Genomic DNA, 22,500 nt, shown 5'->3' on the forward strand with positions numbered 1-22,500 from the left:
GAGCTCAATAATGGCACTGCAATCGTTAGATATCCGGCGCCTGTCCGCCACCACCGTCACCCCGCCACAGGCGAGGACGCCGGTGACGGGCACGGTCGCCAAGCTGATCGATGTGTCGAAATGCATCGGCTGCAAGGCATGCCAGACGGCGTGCATGGAGTGGAACGACTTGCGCGATGAAGTCGGCGAAAACCATGGTACCTATGACAATCCGACCGACCTGACGCCGCAATCGTGGACGGTGATGCGTTTTGCCGAGCACGAAAGCAATGACGGCAACCTCGAGTGGCTGATCCGCAAGGACGGCTGCATGCACTGCGAGGACCCGGGCTGCCTGAAGGCCTGTCCGGCGCCGGGCGCCATCGTGCAGTACACCAATGGCATTGTGGATTTCCACCAGGAAAACTGCATCGGCTGCGGCTACTGCGTTGCCGGCTGTCCTTTCGACGTGCCGCGCATTTCGAAAAAGGACGACCGCGCCTACAAGTGCACCTTGTGCTCGGACCGCGTGGCCGTCGGCCAGGAACCGGCTTGCGTAAAAACCTGTCCGACCGGCGCCATCGTGTTCGGCACCAAGGAAGACATGAAGGTCCATGCGGAAGAACGCATCGTCGACCTGAAGTCGCGCGGCTTTGAAAACGCGGGCCTGTACGACCCGCTGGGCGTCGGCGGCACGCACGTGATGTACGTGCTGCACCATGCCGACAAGCCGCGCCTGTATTCCAACCTGCCGGACCGTCCGCGCATCAGCCCGATGGTCGGTTTCTGGAAAGGCTGGTCCAAGCCGCTGGCGGTGGCCGGCATGGCCGCGACGGCACTGGCCGGCTTCTTCCACTACACGCGTGTCGGTCCGAACGAGGTGAGCCGGGAAGAGGAGCACGAAGCTTTGGCAGAAGCCAATCGCATCCGGGAGGAAGACCATGAGCCACGCTGACCATCACCATGACAAGCTGCGCGACAAGGATGGCAATCCGCTGATACAGCGCTACAACCCCAATGAGCGCACCAATCACTGGATCACCGCCATCACCTTCGTGATGCTGGCGCTGTCGGGCCTGGCCATGTTCCATCCGTCGATGGCGTGGCTGGCGCTGCTGTTCGGCGGCGGCCAATGGACGCGCATTCTGCATCCGTTTGCCGGCCTGGTGATGTTTGTCTCGTTCGCGATCCTGGTGGTGCGCTTCTGGCACCACAACAAGTTCGAGGACGGCGACAAACAGTGGCTGAGGCAAATTGATGACGTGCTCAACAACCGCGAAGAAAAGCTTCCCAAGATCGGCAAATACAACGCCGGCCAGAAGATCCTGTTCTTCGTGCTGCTGTTCTGCATGGTTGGCTTGCTGTTGTCGGGCATCGTGATCTGGCGCGCGTATTTCGCGTTCTACTTCCCGATTCCCGTCATCCGCGCCGCTGTCTTGCTGCACTCGGTCTGCGCCTTCGGCATTATCTGCTCGATCATCGTGCATATCTATGCCGCCCTGTGGGTCAAGGGTTCGATCGGCGCCATGGTGCGCGGCACCGTCACCTATGGCTGGGCGCGCAAGCACCATCCGAGGTGGTTCGAGGCGGTGATACGCAATAGCAAGCGCTAAGGGTTTTTGCCCGCTTTCACCACAAGTGCAAGAGCTGGGGTCAGACCCGTCGGGTCTGACCCCTGTTTTCCTTTGCGGCTTGCGGTACATTAATCGATTAGAATACTTTTATGGCAAGGCCACTATTTGCTGGCTCTGCCTTGCTTTTTTTGATGGGAACTCCATTGGTACAACGAATTCTTCAGCCAGGCGAAATCGAAGGCCTGGACCACAACGCGATTCCGCGCCTGTTGCTGCCGCAGCCCACCAGCCTGTTTACGGCGCGCGCCCTGCGCTTGCGCGAACTGGCGCAGGGCAATATCAAGGGCATACCGGTCGATGCCGGCATGCAGGGCTATCTGGTGCTGATGGCCGCGCTGGCCGATGCGCAGGCGGCGGTGGTGTCAAAACTGGCGCCCGGCGCCGTACCGGTGGCCGACGCCGATGCGCTGCGCCGCGCGCTCCAGCACCGCATGCCGGTGCTGCCGGTCAGCGGCGCGCGTCCGCCGGTCTGGCGCGCCATCTTCCGTGATCTTTTGAACGAACTGGCCGCCACGGCCGCTGCCCAGCCGGCGCTGTCGGCTGGCTTGACCCAGGTGCTGGCGCAGCTGCGCGCGCTTGATGACGCGGCGCTCGATGCCTGCGCCGATGCCGTGCTCGATGAAAACGGCGACAACCTCAATCCGATGCATGCACCGTTTGTTGCCGCCGCGCTGCAAATCCTGTGGTCCAGTTCGGCCAGCCAGCTGCGCGCCACGCGCGTGCCCGACCTGGAAACGGGCGCGCTGTGCCCCGTCTGTGGCTCGCACCCGGTCGCCAGCGTGATCCGCATCGGCGGCCAGTCGCAGGGCTATCGCTACCTGCACTGCGGCGTTTGCGAAAGCGAATGGCATATGGTGCGCGTGAAGTGCTCGACCTGCGAACAGAACGGCAAGATCGCCTACCAGGGCCTGGACGCCAATGATGCGGCGCCGTTTGACCCGATGACGGCCAGGGACGACAAGCTGCCCAACAAGGCGAATGACCCGAAAAAAGTGGCGCGCGCGGAAACCTGCGACGACTGCCATACCTACCGCAAGGTCTTCAACCAGGAGCACGACTACAACGTCGAACCGCTGGCCGACGACCTGGCCAGCCTGATGCTCGATTTGCTGGTCGGCGAAGCGGGCTACCAGCGCGCCAGCGGCAATCCGCTGCTGTGGCTGGGAAAAAGCGAGGAACAAAAAGCATGACGACCGGGCAAACCGTGCGCCTGCCATCGGTAGACCGCATACTGGGCGACGCGGCTTGCCTGGACTTGATTGCGCAGTACGGCCGCGTGCAGACGCTGGCCTGTGCGCGCACGCTGCTGGCCGAACTGCGCGCGGCCATGCTGGCCGGAGCCGTGTGCGAAGAGGGGGCGACCATCGCCGCCATCGCCGCGCAGATGACCGAACGCCTGCAAGCGCAATCGCGCTCGCAGCTGCGCTCTGTCTTCAACCTGACCGGCACCGTGCTGCATACCAACCTGGGCCGCGCCTTGCTGCCCGACGCGGCGGTGCAGGCCGTGGTGGAAGCGCTGCAGTGGCCGATGAACCTGGAGTTCGACCTGGAAACGGGCAAGCGCGGCGACCGCGACGACCTGGTCGAAGAGTTGCTGCGTGAACTGACGGGTGCCGAAGCGGCGACCATCGTCAACAACAACGCCGCCGCCGTGCTCCTGATGTTGAATACCCTGGCGCAGGGAAAAGAGGTGATCGTCTCGCGCGGCGAGCTGGTGGAAATCGGCGGCGCCTTCCGCATCCCCGACGTGATGACGCGCGCCGGCGCCGTGCTGCGCGAAGTGGGCAGCACCAACCGCACGCATACACATGATTATGCCGATGGCGTCAATGAACACACTGCGCTGCTGATGAAGGTCCATTGCAGCAATTACGCGATTACCGGTTTTACCAAAAGCGTGGAGCTCGATGAACTGGTGCCGCTGGCGGCCAGGCACAATCTGCCGACCGCAGTGGACCTGGGCAGCGGTACCCTGGTCGACCTGGCGCAATATGGCCTGCCGCATGAAACCACGGTGCGCGAAACCATCGAAGCGGGGGCCGACCTGGTGACCTTCAGCGGCGACAAACTGCTCGGTGGCCCGCAGTGCGGCGTGATCGTCGGCCGCGCCGACCTGATCGCCAGAATCAAGCGCAATCCATTGAAGCGCGCGCTGAGGGTCGGCAAGCTGACTCTGGCCGCCCTGGAACCGGTGCTGCAGCTGTACCGCGCGCCGGATTTGCTGGCCGAACGGTTGACCACCTTGCGCCTGCTGACGCGGCCCGCTGGCGCCATGCGCGCGCAGGCCGACACCCTGCTGCCGCTGCTGCAAAAAGTGCTGGGCAGCGCCTATGTGGTGTCTGGCGAAGCGATGAAAAGCCAGATCGGCAGCGGCGCCTTGCCGGTCGACCAGTTGCCCAGCTTTGGCTTGGGCGTCCGCAGCGCCCCGGGCTCGCGCTTGAGCAACCCCTTGGGCACGCTGGAGCAGCGCCTGCGCGCCTTGCCTTGCCCGGTGATCGGACGCATTGCGCAAGACACCCTGTGGCTCGATCTGCGCTGCCTGGAAGCGCCGCATCAATCGGCCTTTATCGAACAACTGGAAGAACTGAACGCATGATCGTCGGCACTGCAGGCCATATCGACCATGGCAAGACCACCTTGACGCGCGCGCTGACGGGCGTGCATACCGACCGCCTGAAGGAAGAGCAGGTGCGCGGCATTTCGATTGAACTGGGCTACGCCTATCTGCCGCTGGCGGACGGCACGGTGCTGGGCGTGATCGACGTGCCGGGCCACGAAAAATTCATCCGCACCATGGCCTCGGGCGTGACCGGCATCGATTTCGCCTTGCTGGTGGTGGCGGCCGACGATGGCGTGATGCCGCAGACAACCGAACACCTGGCGATCCTGCAGCTGCTGGGCGTGACGCGCGGCGCCGTGGCGCTGACCAAGATCGACCGCGCCGACGCAGCCCGTGTCGCGCAGGTGGAGCTTGAGATCGCGGCGCTGCTGGCGGCCACGCCGCTGGCTGGCAGCGCCGTGTTTGCCACCAATGCCAGCGTCGACAACGACCCCGGCGTGGCGGCCCTGCTGGCGCACTTGTCGCAAGTGGCGCGCAGCCTGCCGCAGCGCGACGAGCGGCGTTTGTTCCGCCTGGGCGTCGACCGCGTGTTTACCTTGTCGGGGCAGGGCACGGTGATTACCGGCACGGCGCTGGCAGGCCGGGCGCAGGTGGGCGACACCTTGCAGCTGGCGCCCGGTGGCGAATCGGCGCGCGTGCGCAGCATCCATGCGCAGAACCGCGCGGCCGACGCCGGCATGGCGGGCCAGCGCCTGGCGCTGAACCTGGCCGGCATCGGCCGCGACGCCATCGAGCGCGGCAACTGGATCGTCGCGCCCGAACTGGCTCAGTGTTCCGAGCGCATCGACGTGGAACTGACCCTGCTGCCAGATAGCGGCGTGCAGCTGAAAGCCTGGTCGCCGCTGCATGTGCACCTGGGCGCGGCGCACCAGCTGGCGCGCGCGGTGGTCATCGATGGCGATACCCTGGCGCCAGGCCAGAGCGCCCGCGTGCAATTGGTGTTCGACGCGCCGATGCATGCGGTGCCCGGCGACCGTTTCGTGGTGCGCAATGCACAAGCGACGCAGACGGTCGGTGGCGGCATGGTGCTGGACCCGTTCGGCCCCGCGCGCAAGCGGCGCAGTCCGGCGCGGTTGGCCTGGCTCGATGCCCTGGCGAGCTTTGTCGCGCATGGCAATTACGCGGCGCTGCTGGCGCAAAGCCCGCTGGGCCTGCGGGAATCCTTGCTGGTGCGGCTGTCGTTGCTGCCGGCGGCCGTGATCGCGCTGCCCGACGACACGCGCCGCATTGCCCTGCGCGGCGGCGACGCCTTGCTGCTGGCGCCGCAGGCACTGGCGCTGCTCGACGAAAGGGTGCTGGCGGCGCTGGCGCTTTTCCATGCGCGCGCACCCGACGAAGCCGGGCCGGAACTGTGGCGCTTGAAACGCATCGTCGACGCCGAAATGGAAGACGCACTGTGGAGCTTCCTGGTCGACGGCTTGCTGGCCGGCGGTGCCGTCAAGGCGCTTGGCGCCAGCCTGCACCTGCCCGGCCATAGCGTGGAACTGAAGGCAGAAGAGCAAGCGATGGCGGAACCCATGCTGGCGGCGCTGGAACAGGGCCGTTTCGAGCCGCCGTGGACGCGCGACCTGTCGCGACGATTCGGCGTGGGCGAAGAGGAAACCCGCCGCCTGCTGCGCAAGCTGGCGAAGGCGGGCCAGATCAATCAGGTGGTGCATGACCTGTTCTACCACCCGGCCGCGCTGGCCGAGCTGGCGCAGCTGGTGCGCCAGCTGGCGCAACAGGCGCAAGTGGCGGCGGGCTTGCCGGAAGGCTCCGGTGCCGTGGGCGCGGCCGCCTTCCGCGACGCCAGTGGCCTGGGCCGCAAGCGCGCGATCCAGGTCTTGGAGTATTTTGACCGGGTCGGTTATACTCGCCGGGTTGGCAATGGGCATCTGTTACGCCCGAATGCGCAGTGGTCATTTACCCCTGTCGCCGTCAACAGCTAGTATCAGCACTGCGGAAAGCACACTCATCCGGTGATGTGGCCGGGCTTCAAACCCGGTGGAGGGCGTCAGACGTTCTCCCGTAGGTTCGACTCCTACTGTTTTCCGCCATTTCCCCGCATGTAATTCATGGTGGCGCCGGCAGCAGGCGCTCCCTGTACCACGCTTCGAGGTCGGCCTGCGGGAGCGGTCGACTGAAATAATATCCTTGCCCCTGGTGACAGCCGCGTTCTTGCAAATAGCGCAATGCAGCTTCCGTTTCGATGCCCTCCGCTACCAGTTCCAGGTCCATGTTGCGGGCCAGCGCGATCACGGCGTCGATCACGGCACGGCTGACATGATCGGATTCGATGCGGCGCACGAAGGACTGGTCAATCTTGATTTTGTCCAGTGGCAGGGTGGACAGGCTGCTGAGGCTGGAATAGCCGGTGCCGAAATCATCAAGCGCAATGCGCACCCCCAGACGCTTGAGTTCACGCAGGGTCTCCACCGCTTCGTCGAGGCGTTCGAGAATCGCTGTCTCGGTCAGTTCGATGACCAGGTGGTGCGGGTCGATACCCGATTGTTTGATGAGATCGCGAATCCGGCCACTGAAGCCGGCACGACCGAACTGCACGGCGGAAACGTTGACCGAAATGGTCAGCGGCAGACCATCGGCGTGCCAGCGTACCTGCTGTCGGCAGGCTTCTTGCGAAACCCATTGGCCGAGCGGCAGTATCAAGCCGCAGCTCTCGGCGATCGGAATGAAGGTGGCGGGTTCGATCAACGGCATGGCGCCATCGTCGAGCCGCAGCAGCGCTTCGACCCCTTCCACCTTGCCTGAAGTCAGATTGACGATCGGTTGATAATGCAGCAGCAGGCCGCCTTGATCGAGCGCTTGCTGGAGGCGGCGCTCCACGCCAAGGGAAAATTGCACCCGCTCGTCCATCTCGGCGCAATATACGGCATGGGCGGCACGGCCACTATTTTTCGCCTGCAACATTGCCAGGTCGGCAGCGTGCATGAGTACGCCGGCCGTCTCGCCATGTTCAGGAAAGCGGCTGATGCCGATCGACGCCGACAGCACCACTTCGATATTGCCCAGGCTGATCGGCCGCGATACCGTCTGGAGTATCCTGTCGGCAATCTCCGCCACTATTGCCGGGCTGCCTGCCAGTTCAGGCAATATCGCCACGAATTCGTCGCCGCCCTGGCGCGCCAGCAAATGTTCCTGGGGGATGCACGCCTGCAAGCGTCGCGCCACCTCTTGCAACACGCGGTCACCTGTTTCGTGCCCGTACAGATCATTCACGGGTTTGAAGCGGTCGAGGTCCACGAACAGCACCGCGCCGCCAGCTTTGCCGGCCCGCATGTCCTCCAGGGCGCGCTCAAGATACTCCAGCACCGACTTGCGATTCGCCAATCCTGTCAGGAGATCGTGCGAAGCGGCCCAGCGCACCGACTGCTCTGCCCGCAGCCGCTCCGAAATGTCGCGCGGCGCGACATGCATCAGCCATTCTCCCTTGTGCTCGAGCACGGTCGCCGTGATTTCCACCGCAATCTGCGCGCCATCCTTGCATCGATAGACGCGCTCGAACGCGGGCGGCTGTGCGTGCCGGCATTGCATGAACACGGCATCGAGGCGCTCGGGAGTGGCCGGCAGGTCGATCTGGAACAGCGTCATCGACAGCAATTCGGCGTTGTCGTAGCCCAGGCGTACGGCTGCCATCCGGTTGGCATAGCGGATGTTGCCCTGTTGGTCGAGCAGCAGCAGCATTTCGTTGGCGTGCTCACTGAAAAACTTGAACTGCAGCAGTTCGTCCTGCTGCGCGCGCAGCGCCAGGTCGCGCTGTTGCAGCAGCGCGGCGGCGCGCTCGATCGCCGCACCCACCTCGGCGGCTTCGGACATTTGCACCGCCCCGATCACCACCGGCGTGCCTTGGCCCAGCGCAGTGGCCGGTGCGATCAGCGCCTGCATCGAATCGGATATCTGCCTGCTCATGGAGCGCGCCAGCAGCAGGCCTGCCACAAACAGCGCACCGGCTGCGGCGCCCAGATAGCCCAGCTGCCTCCACAGGGGGCCAAAAACCTGTGATTTGGGCACGCCGACGACGGTTGCATAGCCAGTCTGGCGCGAGCGTGAAAAGGCGGTAAGAAATGGCACTCCTTGCTGGTTGATCGTCGCCACGCTGCCTTCATCCCTGCGCGACAGGGCACGGCGCAAGGTGTCACTGGCAGGCTTGCCGATATAGTTGTCCGCGTCGAGGTTACGGCCTGCGATGATGCCATCAGTGTCGAGCACGCCAGCGAGCCAGCCTGCCGGAAGATGCCAGCCTGCAAGCATGCGGCTCAACTGAGCGGTGGGTATCTGCAGCACCAGGAAACAGATCACCGTGCCATCGTGAATGACGGGCAGCTGCACGCTGACGACAGAGTTGCGGGGAATTGCCGCCACGACCAGCCTGAAGGAATGCACGCTGTTGCCGACAGGTGGTGTGACGACCGCCACGCTGTCGCCCTGCGACTGCTGCCGGGCTGCCGGCACTACCTTGACGAGCAGGCTGCCGTCAGGCCGGAACAACGATACTGCTGCGTCAGGCATATCCAGCGAGGTTGCCATGAGCCCGGTGGCATCGCGGGAGAATTGATCAATGTCAGCCTTCTTCAAGGCGTCGGAAGTGGCCAGCGTCTGCGCCAGTGCGCGCGCGTGCAACAGGCGGGTGTCCATGGCCACGCTCAGCGCATGTGCGATCTGGACGGCATCGTCGTCGAGGCGCTGGCGCTCCTGCTGGAATTCGAGGAGCAGAAAGACGGCAACGGCGACGAAACCCGGCAGCAAGCATGCAAGTACCAGCCCCGTCAGGAGATGTGCAACGGGGCGTCGTCGGCTGGCCGGCTTGAGGTTGTGCATGTATGGCTCTTGCGTTTTTGATGCCATTGTCAACACACCATCATAGCGCGAAGTTGCCTGACTGCCGTTTCAGTTGCGACGTGCATGGCATTGCCACAGGAGCCGATGTCTCTGCTTGCCGGCGGCAAGCAGAGCGTACTTTTTCAGGACGAGCGCTTGCTGGCAAACACCGCCCCCGCCAGCACAATGAAGGTGCCGACAATCACCTTCTGCCAGGTGCTCGGCACGCCCGCCAGAATCAGCACATTGTTGATCAGGGTGACCAGCAGCACGCCCAGCAAAGTACCGCTGACGCTGCCGCTGCCGCCGGTGATGCGCGCGCCGCCGAGAATCACGGCGGCGATCACGTCCAGTTCCATGCCGACCAGGTCGAACGGGTTGGCCAGACGCGTGCTCGATACGTGCACGATGCCGGCCAGGCCGGCCAGGAAGCCGGCGTAGCCGAACACGAACAGGTGCACGGTGCGCAGCTTGTAGCCCAGGCGTTCGGCGATCGGCAGGCTGCCGCCAATTGCATACACGGCGCGGCCCATCAGGGTGCGGTTCAGCAGCCACCAGGTCAGGCCGGCAGCGGCCACCAGCACCAGCACGGTGGCCGGCAGTACGGCGTGCACGCCGGTGGCCGTGTCATGGCGCAAGACGGCCAGCTTGCCGAAAGCATCCATCGAATGCGGCACGTTCATGAAGAACACGGTGCCGATAAACGTCAGCAAAATGCCGCGATACAGGTATTGCGTGCCGATGGTGACGATCAGGGAAGGGGCTTTGAGCCAGTCGACCAGCAGGCCATTGAGCACGCCGAGCAAGGTGCCGCCGACGGCGCCGGCGACCAGGATTACCACCATGCTCGTTTCGGGGAACTGCGTCATCACCAGCTTGGTAATGCCGTACATGGTCAGCGCCGCAATGGCCGCGAACGACACATCAATGCCGCCGGCGGCCAGCACGATCATCACGCCCAGCGCGAACAGGCCCAGCACTGTGCAGGCACGCACGATGTCGAAGACCATCGCCAGCTGGAAGAACTCGGGATTGATCGTGCCCACCACCAGGCAGACGGCGATGATCAGGGCCAGGGTGAACAGCTGCGGATGGCGCGCCAGGCGCTGGCGCACGGTGATTTTCGGCGCGCCGATATCGGCCGCAGTTTTCGTTACGGTACTGCTGGTCATGGTCGTGGTACTCATGCTGCCACCTTGCTGTCGGAAATAAGGGCGTGATACAGGGTTTCTTCGGCCAGGCCCTCGGCATCAAAACTGTTGGCGATCTGCCCCTTGCGCATCATCAGGATGCGGTCGCAGTTCTGCAGCAGCTCGGGCAGGTCGTCGCTGACCAGCACCACCGCCAGGCCGTCTTCGGCCAGGCGCTGGATGATGCGGTAGATAATGTCCTTCGAGCCGACATCGACACCCACCGTGGGGCCGTGCAAGATCAGCACGCGCGGGTGGATCGCCAGCCAGCGGCCGATCAGCACGCGCTGCTGGTTGCCGCCCGACAGCGACTGCACCGGGCGGTCGACGTCGGGCGTGGCGATCTGCAGGTCCTTGATGGTGGCCTCGGCCAGCGCCTGGGCCCGGCGTGCGTCGAGCGCGCCAAAGCGGCTGCGCAAGGTGTTCAGCACCGTGGTGATGATGTTTTCGCGGATCGATTTGTCGAGGAACAGGCCTTCGCTGAGGCGGTCTTCGGGCACATAGCCGATGCGCTGCGCAATCGCGTCGCCGGGATTGCGCAAGGTGATCTGTTTTCCGTCGAGGAAAATCGCGCCGCTGTCCGCGCCCTGCACCCCGGCCAGGGCCAGCGCCAGTTCATTGCGGCCCGAATCGAGCAGGCCGGTAATGCCGAGGATTTCGCCCTTGTGCAGGCTCAGATCGACGCCGGAAAAATAGCCGCGCCGGCCCAGGCCCTGCACCCGCAGCAGTGCGCCGTCGCCGTCGGCGTAAGAGCGGCGGCTGCGGTAACGGCCGCCATCGAGCTGCTTGCCGGTCATGGCGTGCGTCAGTTCGGCCTTGGTGAAGTTGGCGATCGGTCCTTGCACCACCTTGGCGCCGTCGCGAAAGACGATGGCCTGGCCGCCGATGGCGTAGCATTCATCGAGCTTGTGGCTGACGAACAGCACCGCCACGCCTTGCGCGCGCAAGCCTTCGATGACGGACACCAGGTTGTCGACTTCCTTTTGCGTCAGCGAAGTGGTCGGTTCATCCATGATCACCATCTTCGCGCTGGTGGCTACTGCGCGCGCGATCGCCAGCAACTGGCGCGTGGCGATCGGCAGTTCGTCGGCGCGGGTGGACAGGAAATGCGGGTCGGACGGCAGGCCCACGGCGGCCAGCGCACGCGCGGCGGTGGCGTCGACGGCGCGGCGGTCGAAGCGGCGCGCCAGGCGGCCATTGCCGGCGACCAGCTGCTCGCTCAGGGCGACGTTTTCGGCCACGCTCATGTTCGGCAGCAGCGACAGATCCTGGTACACGGTTTCGATGCCGAGCGCCAGCGACTGCAGTGGCATCAGCGCCGCATGCGGCTGGCCGTTGACGGTGATGCGCCCTTCGCTCGGTGGGTGGGCGCCGGAAATGATCTTGATCAGGGTGCTCTTGCCGCAGCCGTTTTCGCCCAGCAAGTGATAAATTTCGCCGGCTTCGATGGTCAGGTCGACGCCGCGCAGCGCATGTACGCCGGCGTAGCGCTTGTGGATGCCTTCGAGCTGTAAAAAAACCTTCGACGTGGCCGCCGGATTTTGGGTGGTACTGGTCATGAATCGATTCTTTCTGCGATAGGCGTTGCCAGCATCGGCCTGGCACGCAGGGTGCCAGGCCGATGGTCAGGATGCCGTTTTAGAATGCATACTTCTTGTAGTTGGACTTGTCTACTTCGACCCATGCCTTGCCGGTGACGATAATGCCCACGCCAGGACCTTTTTTCACGGTGACCGCGTTATAGCCCGGTACGCCCATGTCCATGCCGTTGGTGATCGTCTTGCCCTGCACCAGCATCAGCGCCGCCTTGTTCATCATGATGCCGGCGTCTTTCGGATCCCAGAAAGCGATGCCGCCGACCGCGCCCGATTCCAGGAACTTGGCCGCTTCGCTCGGCAGGCCGGTGCCGTACACGCAGATCTTGCCGGTCAGGCCAGCTTCTTCGATGGCGCGGCCGATGCCCAGCACGTCGAGCGAGGACGAACCCTGGAAGCCCTTGATGTCCGGGTGCTTGCGCAGGATTTCCTTCGCCTTGCCGTAGGCTTTTTCAGCGTCGTTGGCAGTTTCGTTCTTGGCGTCGACCAGGGTCATCTTCGGATACTTCTTGGCGTTGTTGGCGCCACCGTCAGCCCATTGCACTTGCGACTGGCTGCCCAGGGAACCGAGCAGGGAGGACCATTTTCCGGTCTTGCCCATGCACTCGGCCAGGCGTTCGTTCAGGCGCGCACCGTAGGCGGTGTTGTCGAACGCTTCGATGTCGACCAGGGTGTTTTTCTGGTTGTCCGCTTCGTGCGTGACGACCTTGATGCCGCGGTCCAGTGCGCGCTTGAGCACCGGTTCCAGCGTGAGCGGGTCCATCGAGACGACGGCGATGGCGTCGACCTTTTTCGCGACAAGGTCTTCCACCAGGCGCTGCTGCTGGGCCGCGTCCGACTGGGCCGGGCCGATCTGGCGCGCATTGACCACGCCCACGTTGGCGGCGCCGAATTCCTTGACGCCCACTTCCATGCGGTTGAACCAGCTCATGCCGGTAATTTTCACGACCGTGACGATATCGACCGGTTTTTTATTTTGTGCATGCAGCACGCCGGCAACCGACAGGGTACCCAGGGCAATGATGGCGGCGGCGCATTTTGTTTTAGTAAGCATGTTGTCTCCAAACCCTCGTTATTTATTCGTTGAACCAGGAGGGGACTGGGTCAGCGTTGCGCTTTTGCGCGGTGTGAAAAGACGGTAATCAGCAAGATTGATGCGCGCCGAAGCCAGGAAGCACAGCAGCAGCAGGCCCCACGCGCAATCGCGGAAGAAGTTCGAAATATCGAGCAGGTTGAAAGTGCTCGACAGCAGTTGCAGGGCGGTGGCCGAGAAGAACAGGCACACCATGCGGCCATAGCCGCCTTGCGGACGCACACCGGCCATCACCGCCACCAGGATGGCGATCAACAGATACGAGCTGCCGTAGTCGGCCTTCACGCTGGCGGTGCGGGCGGCGATGATCACGCCGGCCAGGCTGGCCAGCACGCCGCACAGGGCGTAGGTGGTGACCAGCATGCGCGTGCCGGGAATGCCGGCGTAGCGCGCGGCCTTGGCGTTGGTCCCCAACAGGAACAGGCGGATGCCGAAAGGGCTGTAGCGCAGCAGCCAGCCGATTGCCAAGAGCACCACCATGAAGATGATGAAGGGGATCGGCACGCCGAACAGGTTTTCATTGCCGATCATCGACATCGGCTCGGCGCTGGCCAGGCGTACGCTGGAACCCTTGCTGAGCACAACGGCGGCGCCGGTGAAAATGAGCTGCGTACCGAGCGTGCACAGGATGGGTGTCAGGCCCACGCCGGCGATCAGCCAGCCATTGAGCAGGCCACCCAACAGGCCGGTGACCAAGGCGACCAGAATGAAGGTGCCGGTATAGCCCCACGGCGTGGCGTCGGCGTCAACCAGCAGCGGCACCACGGTGGCGGCGACCACGCCGGCCAGGTTGGCCATGCCGAGACCGGACAAATCGATGCCGCCGTTACCGGCGATCATGGCCAGCGACACGCCGATGGCCAAGAGGGCCAGTTCGGGCAACTGGCTGGCCATCGACTGGAAGTTGTACACGTCGAGGAAGTCGCCATGCGACAGCACGCTCGCGGCAACCAGGATCAGGACGTTAATGCCCACCAAAAAATTCAGCTGTGGGTCGGAAAACTGGCGCTTCATGGCGACTCCAAAAAGATACAAAAAACGAGGAAACTCAGCTCTTTGCCAGCAGCGCATCGACATCCGCGCGCTGCGGCATCGACGGCGCCGTGCCGGCTCGCGTGACCGAAATGGCGGCCAGGGCTGCGGCAAAACGGGCCGCCTCGCGCGGCGTGGCACCTTCTGCCAGCGCTGCCGCAAAACCGCCATTGAAAGCGTCGCCGGCACCGGTGGTTTCCAGCACGGGGCCGGCATTGAACGGAGCGATCAGCACCGATTCGCTGGCGCTGTGCAGCAGGGCGCCTTGCGAACCGAGCGTGATCAGGGCGCAGCCGACGCCACGTGCCAGGAAGGCGTCGCCGGCGGCGCGCGCTTCATCGAGGTTGGTGACGGGCAGGCCGGTCAGGATCGCCGCTTCGTGTTCGTTGGGGGTGATGAAGTCGCACAGCGGATAGACGGCGTCGTCAAACGGCAGCGCGGGCGCGGGATTGAAGACGGTAAGGGTACCGGCGGCGCGGGCGATCTGCAGGCCGCGCAGGGCGGCATCGGCCGGTTGTTCCAGCTGGGTGACAAACACGCGCGCATTGGCGATATCGTCGGCTGCCGCTTCCACATCGGCCACGCCGATCAGGCTGGCGGCACCGGACACCACGATGATGGCGTTGTCGCCATTTTTTTCGTTCAGGTAAATGAAGGCGGCGCCGGTCGGGTGCGTGTCGACCTGTTTCACGCGTGGCGTGATGCCGTCGCCGCGCCACAGGGCCAGCGCATTGTCGCCGAACGAGTCGCGTCCCAGGGTGCTGATAAAGGTGACTTCGGCACCCGCGCGCGCGGCGGCCACGGCCTGGTTCGAGCCCTTGCCACCGGGACCCATGGCAAAGCCGGAGCCGGCGATGGTCTGGCCCACGTCGGGCATATGGGCGGCGCGGAAGGCCAGGTCAGCCACGTAGATGCCGAGGATCGCGACGCCGCGTTTGTCATGAACGTCGCTCATTATGCCTCCGGGGCGATCACGCCCTTTTTGAAGACGAAGCAGCCGTAGAAGCGGCGCTCGCCGGTGGCGATCACGCAGTAGGCGGTGCGCGCCACGTCATAGAAGGCAAAGCGTTCGATCGAGCCCATGATGCGCTCGCGCCCTTCGGCGTGGTTGATTTCAAGCTGCACTTCCTGCTGCACCGGCAATACATTGTCAGGTTCGCCGACCACTTCCATGCGGTGGGCGGCCACGTCAACCGCAGTGTCGAGTGCCATCACCGACAATATGGCGCGTGCGGCTTCTTTCGTGCCGACGCCGTCAATGCGCAGCACCTTGCCCAGTACCGTCTGGCGGGCCACCGAATCGGCGGGAAAATTGGCGTCGCACAGGACCAGTTCGTCACCGTGGCCCATGGCGCGCAGGGCTTGCAGCACGTCCGCATTCAACAGCGGGTCGATATTCTTTAACATCTTGTCTCCAGATTGTTTTTCAATGTTGTGCAGCGGTTGCGCCAGGACTGCCGCTCGTCGTCGGCTTGCCTGGCACTGCGGTTCTACTTATTCGCCGTACGGCACCCACACATTCTTGATCTGCGTGGCGTGGCGCAGCCATGCCGGGCCTTCAGCCGCCAGCGCATCGTTCCAGTCGGTGGCCAGGCCGTAGTCGACCAGGGTGCGCTTCAGGTTGCCGGTCGACAGGCGCTCGGTGGCGGTCGACAGCGCCGCGTCGCCAAACGTCCAGACAGCATCGACGTCGTCATGCGAGGCCAGCGTTGGCAGCAAGGTCGCCGCGTCGCCAGTGACGATATTGATCACGCCGCCCGGCAGGTCCGAGGTTTCCAGCACCTGGTAGAAGTCGGTGGCGATCAGCGCATGGCGTGCGCTTGGCACGACCACGGCGCGGTTGCCCATCGCCAGCAATGGCGCGACCAGGCTGACCAGGGCCAGCAATGGCGACTCGTCCGGGCAGATGACGCCGACCACGCCGATCGGTTCGACCATGGCCAGCGCCACGCCGCGCATCGGCGGCACGTGCACCGCGCCTTCGTATTTGTCGGCCCAGGCGCCATACGCAAACAGGCGGCTGATCGATTGCTCGACTTCGCTGTTGGCGGCATCCAGACTGGCACCGGTCAGTTCGACCAGGCGCGCGGCAAATTCTTCGGCGCGTGCCGACAGGTTCTCGGCCAGGTAATACAAGGCCTGCGCGCGGCGGTGCGGCGTGGTGGCCGACCACGAAGCGGCAGCATGCGCGGCGGCGACGGCATTGCGGATATCCTTGCGGTTACCCAGGCCCACTTCGCCGGCCAGCTTGCCGTTGGCGCCAAACACGCCCAACGATTGTTCGCCGTCGGAACGGGCCTGCTTGCCGCCCACATACAGCTTGGCGGTGCGGTCGACCAGCGGCAGCGATGCGCTTGCCGCGACGCTGTCGACGATGGCGGCAACCGGTTTCACGGCTGCCTTGCGCGCCACGCGCTTGGCCCAGGCACGCGGTTTCAGGTATTCGTAGCAGCCTTCGCGGCCGCCTTCACGGCCAAAGCCCGATTCGCGCACGCCGCCAAAACCGACGCCGGCGTCGAACAGATTGGTCGAATTGATCCACACCACGCCGGCTTTCAGCGCAGGCGCCACGGCCAGCGCCAGGCCGATGGTTTCGCTCCACACGCTGGCGGCCAGGCCGTAGCGCGAGTTGTTGGCGATCGCCAGCGCTTCATCGTGGGTGCGGAAGGTCATCGCCACCAGTACCGGTCCGAAGATCTCTTCGCTGGCCACGGTGCTGGCCGGGTGCACATTGGTGAGCAAGGTAGGCGGGAAATAGCTGCCGCCGACCGGCATCGAAATATCGGGCTGGTAGCAGGTGGCGCCTTCCTTGACGCCGATCTCGACCAGTTTGCGCACGCGTTCGTGCTGCGACGGCGCGATCAGCGAACCGATGTCGATGGTCTTGTCGAGCGGCGTGCCGGCGCGCAGCATGCCCATGCGGCGTTTCAGGCGTGCATAGAAGTCCTGCGCAATGCCTTCCTGTACCAGCAGGCGCGCGCCAGCGCAGCAGACCTGGCCCTGGTTGAACCAGATGGCGTCGACCACGCCTTCGATGGCGGCGTCGATATCGGCATCGTCAAACACGATGAAGGGCGACTTGCCACCGAGTTCCAAGGTCAGCGACTTGCCGCTGCCGGCGGTTTTTTCGCGGATCAGGCGGCCGACGTCGGTCGAGCCGGTAAATGCGATCTTGTTGACGTCCGGGTGGGCCACGATGGCCGCGCCGGTGGCGCCGTCGCCGGTGACCACGTTCAGCACGCCGGCCGGCAAGCCTGCTTGCGCGGCCAGTTCGGCAAACAGCAGTGCCGACAGCGGCGTGAATTCGGCAGGCTTCAATACCACGGTATTGCCCAGCGCCAGGGCAGGGGCGATTTTCCACGCCAGCATCAGCAGCGGGAAGTTCCACGGCACGATCTGGCCGATCACGCCGACCGGCACCTGGTCGGCAAATTCGCGTTCCTGCAGTTGCGCCCAGCCGGCATGGTGATAGAAGTGACGGGCGACTAATGGCACGTCGATATCGCGCGTTTCGCGGATCGGCTTGCCGTTGTCCAGCGCCTCGATGACGGCGAACAGGCGCGCGTGGCGCTGCACCATGCGTGCCAGGGCGTACAGATGGCGGGCGCGGGCATGGCCGCCGATGGCGAACCAGCTTTCCTGGGCGGCGCGCGCGGCGCTGACTGCCGCATCGACATCAGCCTGCGTGCCTTGCGCGATGCGCGCCAGCGGCTTGCCGGTGGCCGGTTCATTGGTGTCGAACAGGGTGCCGGTAGCGGGCGTGAACGCGCCGTTGATGAAGTGGCCGAAGCCGTCGCTGTGGCGCGCCAGCCAGGCGCGCGCGTCGGTGTCGCTTTCAGGGGCAGGGCCGTAGTCCATGGTGTCGAAGTAGTGTTTAATGCTCGTCTGGCTCATATGAATTATCCGATCGCGTGGCGGTGGAAAGCCGAGTAACGGCCGGTAACGTGGTGTTCGAGCTGGCGTTCGATATCTGCCAGCAGGGACGAGGCGCCGATGCGGAACAGGTCCGGCTCCAGCCACTCGCGTCCCAGTTCTTCCTTCATCAGGATCTGGTAGTTGAGGATGTCCTTGGCCGCCGAGACGCCACCAGCCGGCTTGTAGCCGACCTTGAAGCCGGTGCGCTGCTGGTATTCGCGGATCATGCGCAGCATGATCAGGCTCACCAGCAAGGTCGCGTTGGTCGCTTCCTTGCCGGTCGAGGTCTTGATGAAATCGGCGCCGGCCATCATGCAGATCATCGAAGCCTTGGCCACGTTACGCATGGTTTTCAGTTCGCCGGTGGCCAGAATCGCTTTCACGTGGGCGTCGCCGCAGGCAGCGCGGAAGTCCTGCATCTCGGCGTACAGCGCTTTCCAGTTACCGGTCAATACGTGTTCGCGCGTGATGACGATATCGATCTCGGAGGCGCCATCGCGTACCGACGCTTCGATTTCCTTCAGTTTCAGGTCGTGCGGAATCAGGCCGGCGGGAAAGCCCGTCGATACTGCAGCGACCGGAATGCCGCTGCCGTCCAGCGCTTCGACGGCAGTCGCCACGTAGCGGTGATACACGCAGATGGCGCCGGTATGCAGCTGGCGCTCGCCAAAACCCAGAGAGTCGAGCAGGTCCTGGCGCACCGGCGTGATGGCCTTGGCGCACAGGCGCTTGACCCTCTCGGTGGTGTCGTCGCCGGACAGAGTGGTCAGGTCGATGCAGCTGATCGCTTTCAGCAGCCAGCCGGCCTGCGCGTCTTTCTTGACGGAGCGGCGGCCGGGCAGGGTGGCGATGCGGCGCTCGGCGGCCGACAGGTTGACGCGGATATCGTCGAACCAGCTGCTGTCATAGGGCACGCCAGGATTGCGCGCATGGCCGTGGGCACTGGCAAGCACGATCGCTGGCGCTGGCGCAGACGTCAAGGCGGCTTCTGCAGCTTCGGCACGAGGGCGGGCTGCTGGTGCGACACGCGGTGATTTGGAAGTAGTTGTCATGGTTGTGGCGACGCCGCGCAGTGGTGCACAGGCCGGTCCGATTGATGGTGGGCGGTGGGCATAGCTAATAATCTCCGTGAACGCACTGGGCGCGTTTCATTATTGGTAACGTGGCGTGCGCTATACAGCATTCGCGCCACAGTTTTATGTTACGCCAATAACATTTAGTTGTGCAACCACTTTTTTCTAATAACATGAAGAATCGTTGCTGTTACAATCAGCGCTCACACGTTATCAAGAGCGAAAGTATTACCATGCGACAAACTGCAGGCGCCAAGGCGCGCCAACTGCGGCTGGAACGGATGCAGGCCCTGGTCAAAAGCTCGGGTCCCGCATTGTTGAGCCGAGTTGCCGAATTGCTCGGCGTGACCGAAATGACGATACGCCGCGACCTGGCGGCCGCCGACTGCGCGCTGTCCTGTCTTGGTGGATATGTTTTGGAAGCAACATTGCCCGCAGCCGGCGAAAAATACGTGCTGGCCGAAGAGCTCGACCAGCACACGGTGAGAAAGCGCCTGGCCTGCCAGCGTGCTGCCACCTTCGTCAGTGACGGCGACATGCTGTTCATCGACTGCGGCACCACCATGATGCAGTTTGCCTCGGCCTTGCCCGATGAAATTGCGCTGACCGTGGTTTGTTACTCCATGAACATTGCCAATATCCTCAGCAAGCGCAAGAACACGCAGCTGATTTTGCTCGGCGGCTTGTTCCAGGCCTCGTCTGAAACCTTTTATTCGGAAGAGGCGGTACAGTATCTTGGCCGCCTGGGCGTCAACAAGGCGTTTATTTCCGCCGGTGGCGCCGACCCGGTACGCGGCGTGAGCTGTTCCCACTTTCACGAAGTGGCTGTCAAGCAGGCCGCGATCCGCAGCGCCAGCGAGTGCATACTGGTGGTTGACGAGAGCAAGCTGGGGCGGGTGCGGACGGCGTTTTTCAGTCCGCTCGACGTGTTTTCAACAATCGTTGTCGGTGGCGAGCCGGCGCCGGCCCTGCGCGAGCAGTTCCAGGGCTGGCCGCTGGAGATCGCGGCGGCCTAGGCTGCGGATCAATCATCGTTGTTCAGGTTAAGAGGCCAAGCATGAAGCAACGATCAATCGCATGGCTGCCCGCCTGCCTGCTTGCTGCCGCGCTGCTGGCGCCCGGCATGGCGGCGGCGCAGACGCTGCGCATGGTCAGCGAGTACCTGCCGCCATCGAGCATGATGGAAAATAATGTCGTTGTCGGCCGTGAAACTGCCAAGGTGCGCGAGCTGCTGGCGCGCGCCGGCATTGCCTACACCATGGAACTGCTGCCCTGGAAGCGCGCCTATGCGCAGGCGCTGCGCGAGGCCGATACCTGCGTGTATTCCACCACCCGCACACCGCAGCGCGAAGCGCTGTTTCGCTGGGTCGGCCCCTTGACCGAGGGCGAATGGATCTTGTACGGACTGGCCAGCCGCAATTTCAATTTGCACAGCCTTGACGATGCGCGTGGGCTGGTGATCGGCACCGTGCTCGGTGACGCACGCGACGAATATCTGCGTGCGCGCGGACTGCAAGTGGCGCCCGTCACGCAGGAGTGGCTCAATCCGCAAAAGCTGCTGCTGGGCCGCATCGACCTGTGGGCGGTGGCCATGGCGGTAGGCAGCCGGCCGTTCGCCGGCAAGGAGTGGGACGGCATGGTGGTGCCGCTCTTGACCTTCAACCGCGTGCAGACTTATTTGGCTTGCAACAAGCAGGTGCCCGAAGCGCAGTTGGCCGCCATGCAGCGCGCCGTGACGGCCATGCGCCGCGACGGCGCCATGGCGCGCCACGATCTCGTCAAGTAATCGTCAGTTCAGCGCATCTTCCCACACGCGCACGCAATTGCGTCCGTCGCGCTTGGCCTGGTACAGCGCCTGGTCGGCATGGCTGTAGGCGTTTTCAAAGGCGGTGCCGGCGCGGTTCCAGCTCACGCCCACGCTGACGGTGACCGGGCGCGTGATCGGCGATGACTGCTGGCGCGCGGCGATGGCGTCGCAAATGCGCTGTGCCACCTGCTGCGCTTCGCTGCGCGAGGAAGTGGGCCAGACTACCGAGAATTCTTCGCCGCCAACCCTGCCGATTGGCGTGTGCTGTCCCAGCAAGTCCTGCAGGCAGTCGACCACGGCGCGGATCACGCCATCGCCGGCCGGGTGGCCGAAGTCGTCGTTGACCTGCTTGAACAGGTCGATGTCGAGCACGATCAGCGCCATGTCGCCTTGCGCCAGGCAGCGGGAGGCCTGCTCGATCACGGCGCCGCGATTGAGCGCACCGGTCAGCGGATCGTGGGTGGCGCGGTATTCCAGCTGGCCGGCCAGCGCCTGCAGTTCGCGGTTCAGTACATGCATGTCGCGTTCGGCGCGGTCGCTGCGCCGTATCAAACGGCGCGTCTCGCGCATCAGGCGCTCGTAGTGGACGATCAATTCGCCGAGCATGCGGCGCTGCGCTTCGCCGCTGGCGCCATCGTCGGCGTGCAGCTGGCGCGCGGCCGCCAGCGCCGCCGCCTCCTCGGTAAACAGATCGGGTTCCAGACCGGCCTCGGACATCGGCGCACCCATGTGCTAGCCGCCCACGGCGTGGTCGTGGAAGTCCAGCGCCGTGAAGTCCTGTTGCAGCTCCTGGCCGAATTCCAGGATGGTGTCGTCGTCCTCGTCGTGGTACCAGTTCAGGCGCACGCGGTTGCCGTCGATGGCCGCCTGATTCAGGATGTCGAACAGGGTAAACAGCATCTTGGTGCTGGAACTGTTGAAGTAGGCCAGCGAGACATGCACGGTGATCTGCGCGTCGTGGCAGGTTTCGCAGTAGTTGCGCACGGCGGCGTTCAGCGGGCCATAAAAGGCGGCCGCGTTTTCGGGATACGATTCACCCTTGATCGACAGGGTGTGCTGTTCGAAGCGGAAATCGATTTCGGGCGAACTCGGTGTCGCGGCGAGGAACAACGGTGGCAAAGGGGACGGTGATTGCATATGCTTTCCTGGGTCGGCTCTTTCAGATGATGGCTTTGATGCAGAAGATGGTGCTGCCCGGCTCCTGCGGGTCCTGGGCGAATTCGAATTCCAGCGGTTCGCTGGCGTCGCGCGCGAGGGTCAGGAAACCCAGGCCGGCGCCCTTGCTGTCAGCCGGCGCTTCCTCGCGCAGGGCCTTCTTGTAGGCCAGGCGGATTTCTTCCATCGTCATCGTGTGCAAGGGTTCGAGCCGGCTGCGGATCTGCGCCACGTTTTCGGTCGAGACGGGATTGGCGCACAACAGGAAAAAGCTGTCGCCGCGGGTGCCGATGCAAAACGAGCCGCGCCGCATCTGCTGGTCCAGCTGCGCGTTTGGCGTCAGGCTGTCGGACGAATAATGCATCACGTTTTGCGACATTTCGATAAACGAGGAAAAAATGCGCCGGCGCGTCGGGCCGGCCGCGCCGGCCGTGTCCAGGCGCGCCTTGATGGTTTCGGAAATGGCGCTGACCACGTGCTGCGAAAAGTAGCCCGTGTAGAAAAAGATGATATTGCGCTTGCGCGCCACATCCCAAAACTCGTTGAATTCTTGATACAGCACGTCAGTGCTCCTGGAGGGTAATCGCTGCGT

General features: G+C 64.1%; 19 protein-coding genes and 1 tRNA gene. 8 read left to right on the forward strand and 12 right to left on the reverse strand.

Annotated elements, in window-relative coordinates; all coding sequences use genetic code 11:
• The first annotated feature begins 10 nt into the window (after positions 1-10).
• The 6 genes from fdxH to AC0Z42_RS08155 all read left to right on the forward strand — a co-directional run bounded on the left by fdxH (position 11) and on the right by AC0Z42_RS08155 (position 6,269).
• Positions 11-934: a formate dehydrogenase subunit beta gene (fdxH, locus tag AC0Z42_RS08130; protein ID WP_485467715.1), complete on the forward strand. Its 924-nt coding sequence runs from the start codon at positions 11-13 to the stop codon at positions 932-934.
• The gene (locus AC0Z42_RS08135; RefSeq protein ID WP_485467716.1) at positions 921-1,592 is read left to right on the forward strand and encodes a formate dehydrogenase subunit gamma; all 672 of its coding nucleotides are present in this window, start codon (positions 921-923) and stop codon (positions 1,590-1,592) included. The genes fdxH and AC0Z42_RS08135 overlap by 14 nt, the downstream gene beginning before the upstream one ends.
• 164 nt (positions 1,593-1,756) lie before the next feature.
• Complete coding sequence (fdhE, locus tag AC0Z42_RS08140) at positions 1,757-2,803, forward strand: formate dehydrogenase accessory protein FdhE (protein ID WP_485467717.1); 1,047 nt, start codon at positions 1,757-1,759, stop codon at positions 2,801-2,803.
• Complete coding sequence (gene selA, locus AC0Z42_RS08145; protein ID WP_485467718.1) at positions 2,800-4,209, forward strand: L-seryl-tRNA(Sec) selenium transferase; 1,410 nt, start codon at positions 2,800-2,802, stop codon at positions 4,207-4,209. The genes fdhE and selA overlap by 4 nt, the downstream gene beginning before the upstream one ends.
• Entirely contained in the window at positions 4,206-6,161 is a 1,956-nt protein-coding gene (gene selB / locus AC0Z42_RS08150; protein ID WP_485467719.1) for a selenocysteine-specific translation elongation factor, read from the forward strand. The genes selA and selB overlap by 4 nt, the downstream gene beginning before the upstream one ends.
• A 12-nt stretch (positions 6,162-6,173) precedes the next feature.
• Positions 6,174-6,269 (forward strand) — tRNA-Sec (locus AC0Z42_RS08155).
• Positions 6,270-6,285: 16 nt separating this feature from the next.
• Here AC0Z42_RS08155 and AC0Z42_RS08160 read toward each other — a convergent pair.
• The 9 genes from AC0Z42_RS08160 to deoC all read right to left on the reverse strand — a co-directional run bounded on the left by AC0Z42_RS08160 (position 6,286) and on the right by deoC (position 18,925).
• Positions 6,286-9,048 carry a bifunctional diguanylate cyclase/phosphodiesterase gene (locus AC0Z42_RS08160; RefSeq protein ID WP_485467720.1) on the reverse strand — a complete coding sequence of 921 codons (2,763 nt, stop codon included), beginning with the start codon at positions 9,046-9,048 and terminating at the stop codon, positions 6,286-6,288.
• A gap of 143 nt (positions 9,049-9,191) precedes the next feature.
• On the reverse strand, positions 9,192-10,235 hold the full coding sequence (locus tag AC0Z42_RS08165; RefSeq protein WP_485467721.1) for an ABC transporter permease: 1,044 nt from the start codon (positions 10,233-10,235) through the stop codon (positions 9,192-9,194).
• On the reverse strand, positions 10,232-11,797 hold the full coding sequence (locus AC0Z42_RS08170) for a sugar ABC transporter ATP-binding protein (protein WP_485467722.1): 1,566 nt from the start codon (positions 11,795-11,797) through the stop codon (positions 10,232-10,234). Before AC0Z42_RS08170 ends, AC0Z42_RS08165 begins: the two co-directional genes overlap by 4 nt.
• Positions 11,798-11,876: 79 nt before the next feature.
• Positions 11,877-12,887 carry a substrate-binding domain-containing protein gene (locus AC0Z42_RS08175; protein ID WP_065307723.1) on the reverse strand — a complete coding sequence of 337 codons (1,011 nt, stop codon included), beginning with the start codon at positions 12,885-12,887 and terminating at the stop codon, positions 11,877-11,879.
• An 18-nt stretch (positions 12,888-12,905) separates the two neighbouring features.
• A complete protein-coding gene (locus AC0Z42_RS08180; protein ID WP_485467723.1) occupies positions 12,906-13,940 on the reverse strand; it encodes an ABC transporter permease in 1,035 nt (344 codons plus the stop codon).
• A gap of 34 nt (positions 13,941-13,974) precedes the next feature.
• The gene (gene rbsK / locus AC0Z42_RS08185; protein ID WP_485467724.1) at positions 13,975-14,913 is read right to left on the reverse strand and encodes a ribokinase; all 939 of its coding nucleotides are present in this window, start codon (positions 14,911-14,913) and stop codon (positions 13,975-13,977) included.
• Positions 14,913-15,365: an RbsD/FucU family protein gene (locus tag AC0Z42_RS08190; protein ID WP_426075969.1), complete on the reverse strand. Its 453-nt coding sequence runs from the start codon at positions 15,363-15,365 to the stop codon at positions 14,913-14,915. Before AC0Z42_RS08190 ends, rbsK begins: the two co-directional genes overlap by 1 nt.
• 87 nt (positions 15,366-15,452) lie before the next feature.
• On the reverse strand, positions 15,453-17,852 hold the full coding sequence (locus AC0Z42_RS08195) for an aldehyde dehydrogenase family protein (RefSeq protein WP_485467725.1): 2,400 nt from the start codon (positions 17,850-17,852) through the stop codon (positions 15,453-15,455).
• Positions 17,853-17,857: 5 nt separating this feature from the next.
• Positions 17,858-18,925, reverse strand: coding sequence for a deoxyribose-phosphate aldolase (deoC, locus tag AC0Z42_RS08200; RefSeq protein ID WP_485467726.1), 1,068 nt, complete (start codon positions 18,923-18,925; stop codon positions 17,858-17,860).
• Positions 18,926-19,179: 254 nt separating this feature from the next.
• On the opposite strand from deoC, the gene AC0Z42_RS08205 reads away from it, so the two are divergent.
• A complete protein-coding gene (locus tag AC0Z42_RS08205) occupies positions 19,180-19,962 on the forward strand; it encodes a DeoR/GlpR family DNA-binding transcription regulator (protein ID WP_485467727.1) in 783 nt (260 codons plus the stop codon).
• A gap of 41 nt (positions 19,963-20,003) precedes the next feature.
• Positions 20,004-20,732, forward strand: a complete 729-nt coding sequence (locus tag AC0Z42_RS08210; protein ID WP_485467728.1) for a substrate-binding periplasmic protein — start codon at positions 20,004-20,006, stop codon at positions 20,730-20,732.
• Positions 20,733-20,735: 3 nt separating this feature from the next.
• Here AC0Z42_RS08210 and AC0Z42_RS08215 read toward each other — a convergent pair whose 3' ends face one another.
• Genes AC0Z42_RS08215 through AC0Z42_RS08225 form a run of 3 tightly spaced genes read right to left on the reverse strand, consistent with a single transcriptional unit; the run spans position 20,736 to position 22,470 of the window.
• Positions 20,736-21,470 (reverse strand): GGDEF domain-containing protein, encoded by a 735-nt coding sequence (locus tag AC0Z42_RS08215; protein WP_485467729.1) that lies wholly within the window; start codon positions 21,468-21,470, stop codon positions 20,736-20,738.
• A 15-nt stretch (positions 21,471-21,485) separates the two neighbouring features.
• Complete coding sequence (locus tag AC0Z42_RS08220) at positions 21,486-21,890, reverse strand: DUF1987 domain-containing protein (RefSeq protein ID WP_374694278.1); 405 nt, start codon at positions 21,888-21,890, stop codon at positions 21,486-21,488.
• 22 nt (positions 21,891-21,912) lie between these two features.
• Positions 21,913-22,470, reverse strand: a complete 558-nt coding sequence (locus tag AC0Z42_RS08225; RefSeq protein WP_308925590.1) for a SiaB family protein kinase — start codon at positions 22,468-22,470, stop codon at positions 21,913-21,915.
• Positions 22,471-22,500 lie beyond the last annotated feature (30 nt).

The sequence above is a fragment of the Janthinobacterium sp. 1L-D-8-B-C4 genome, from assembly GCF_057291295.1.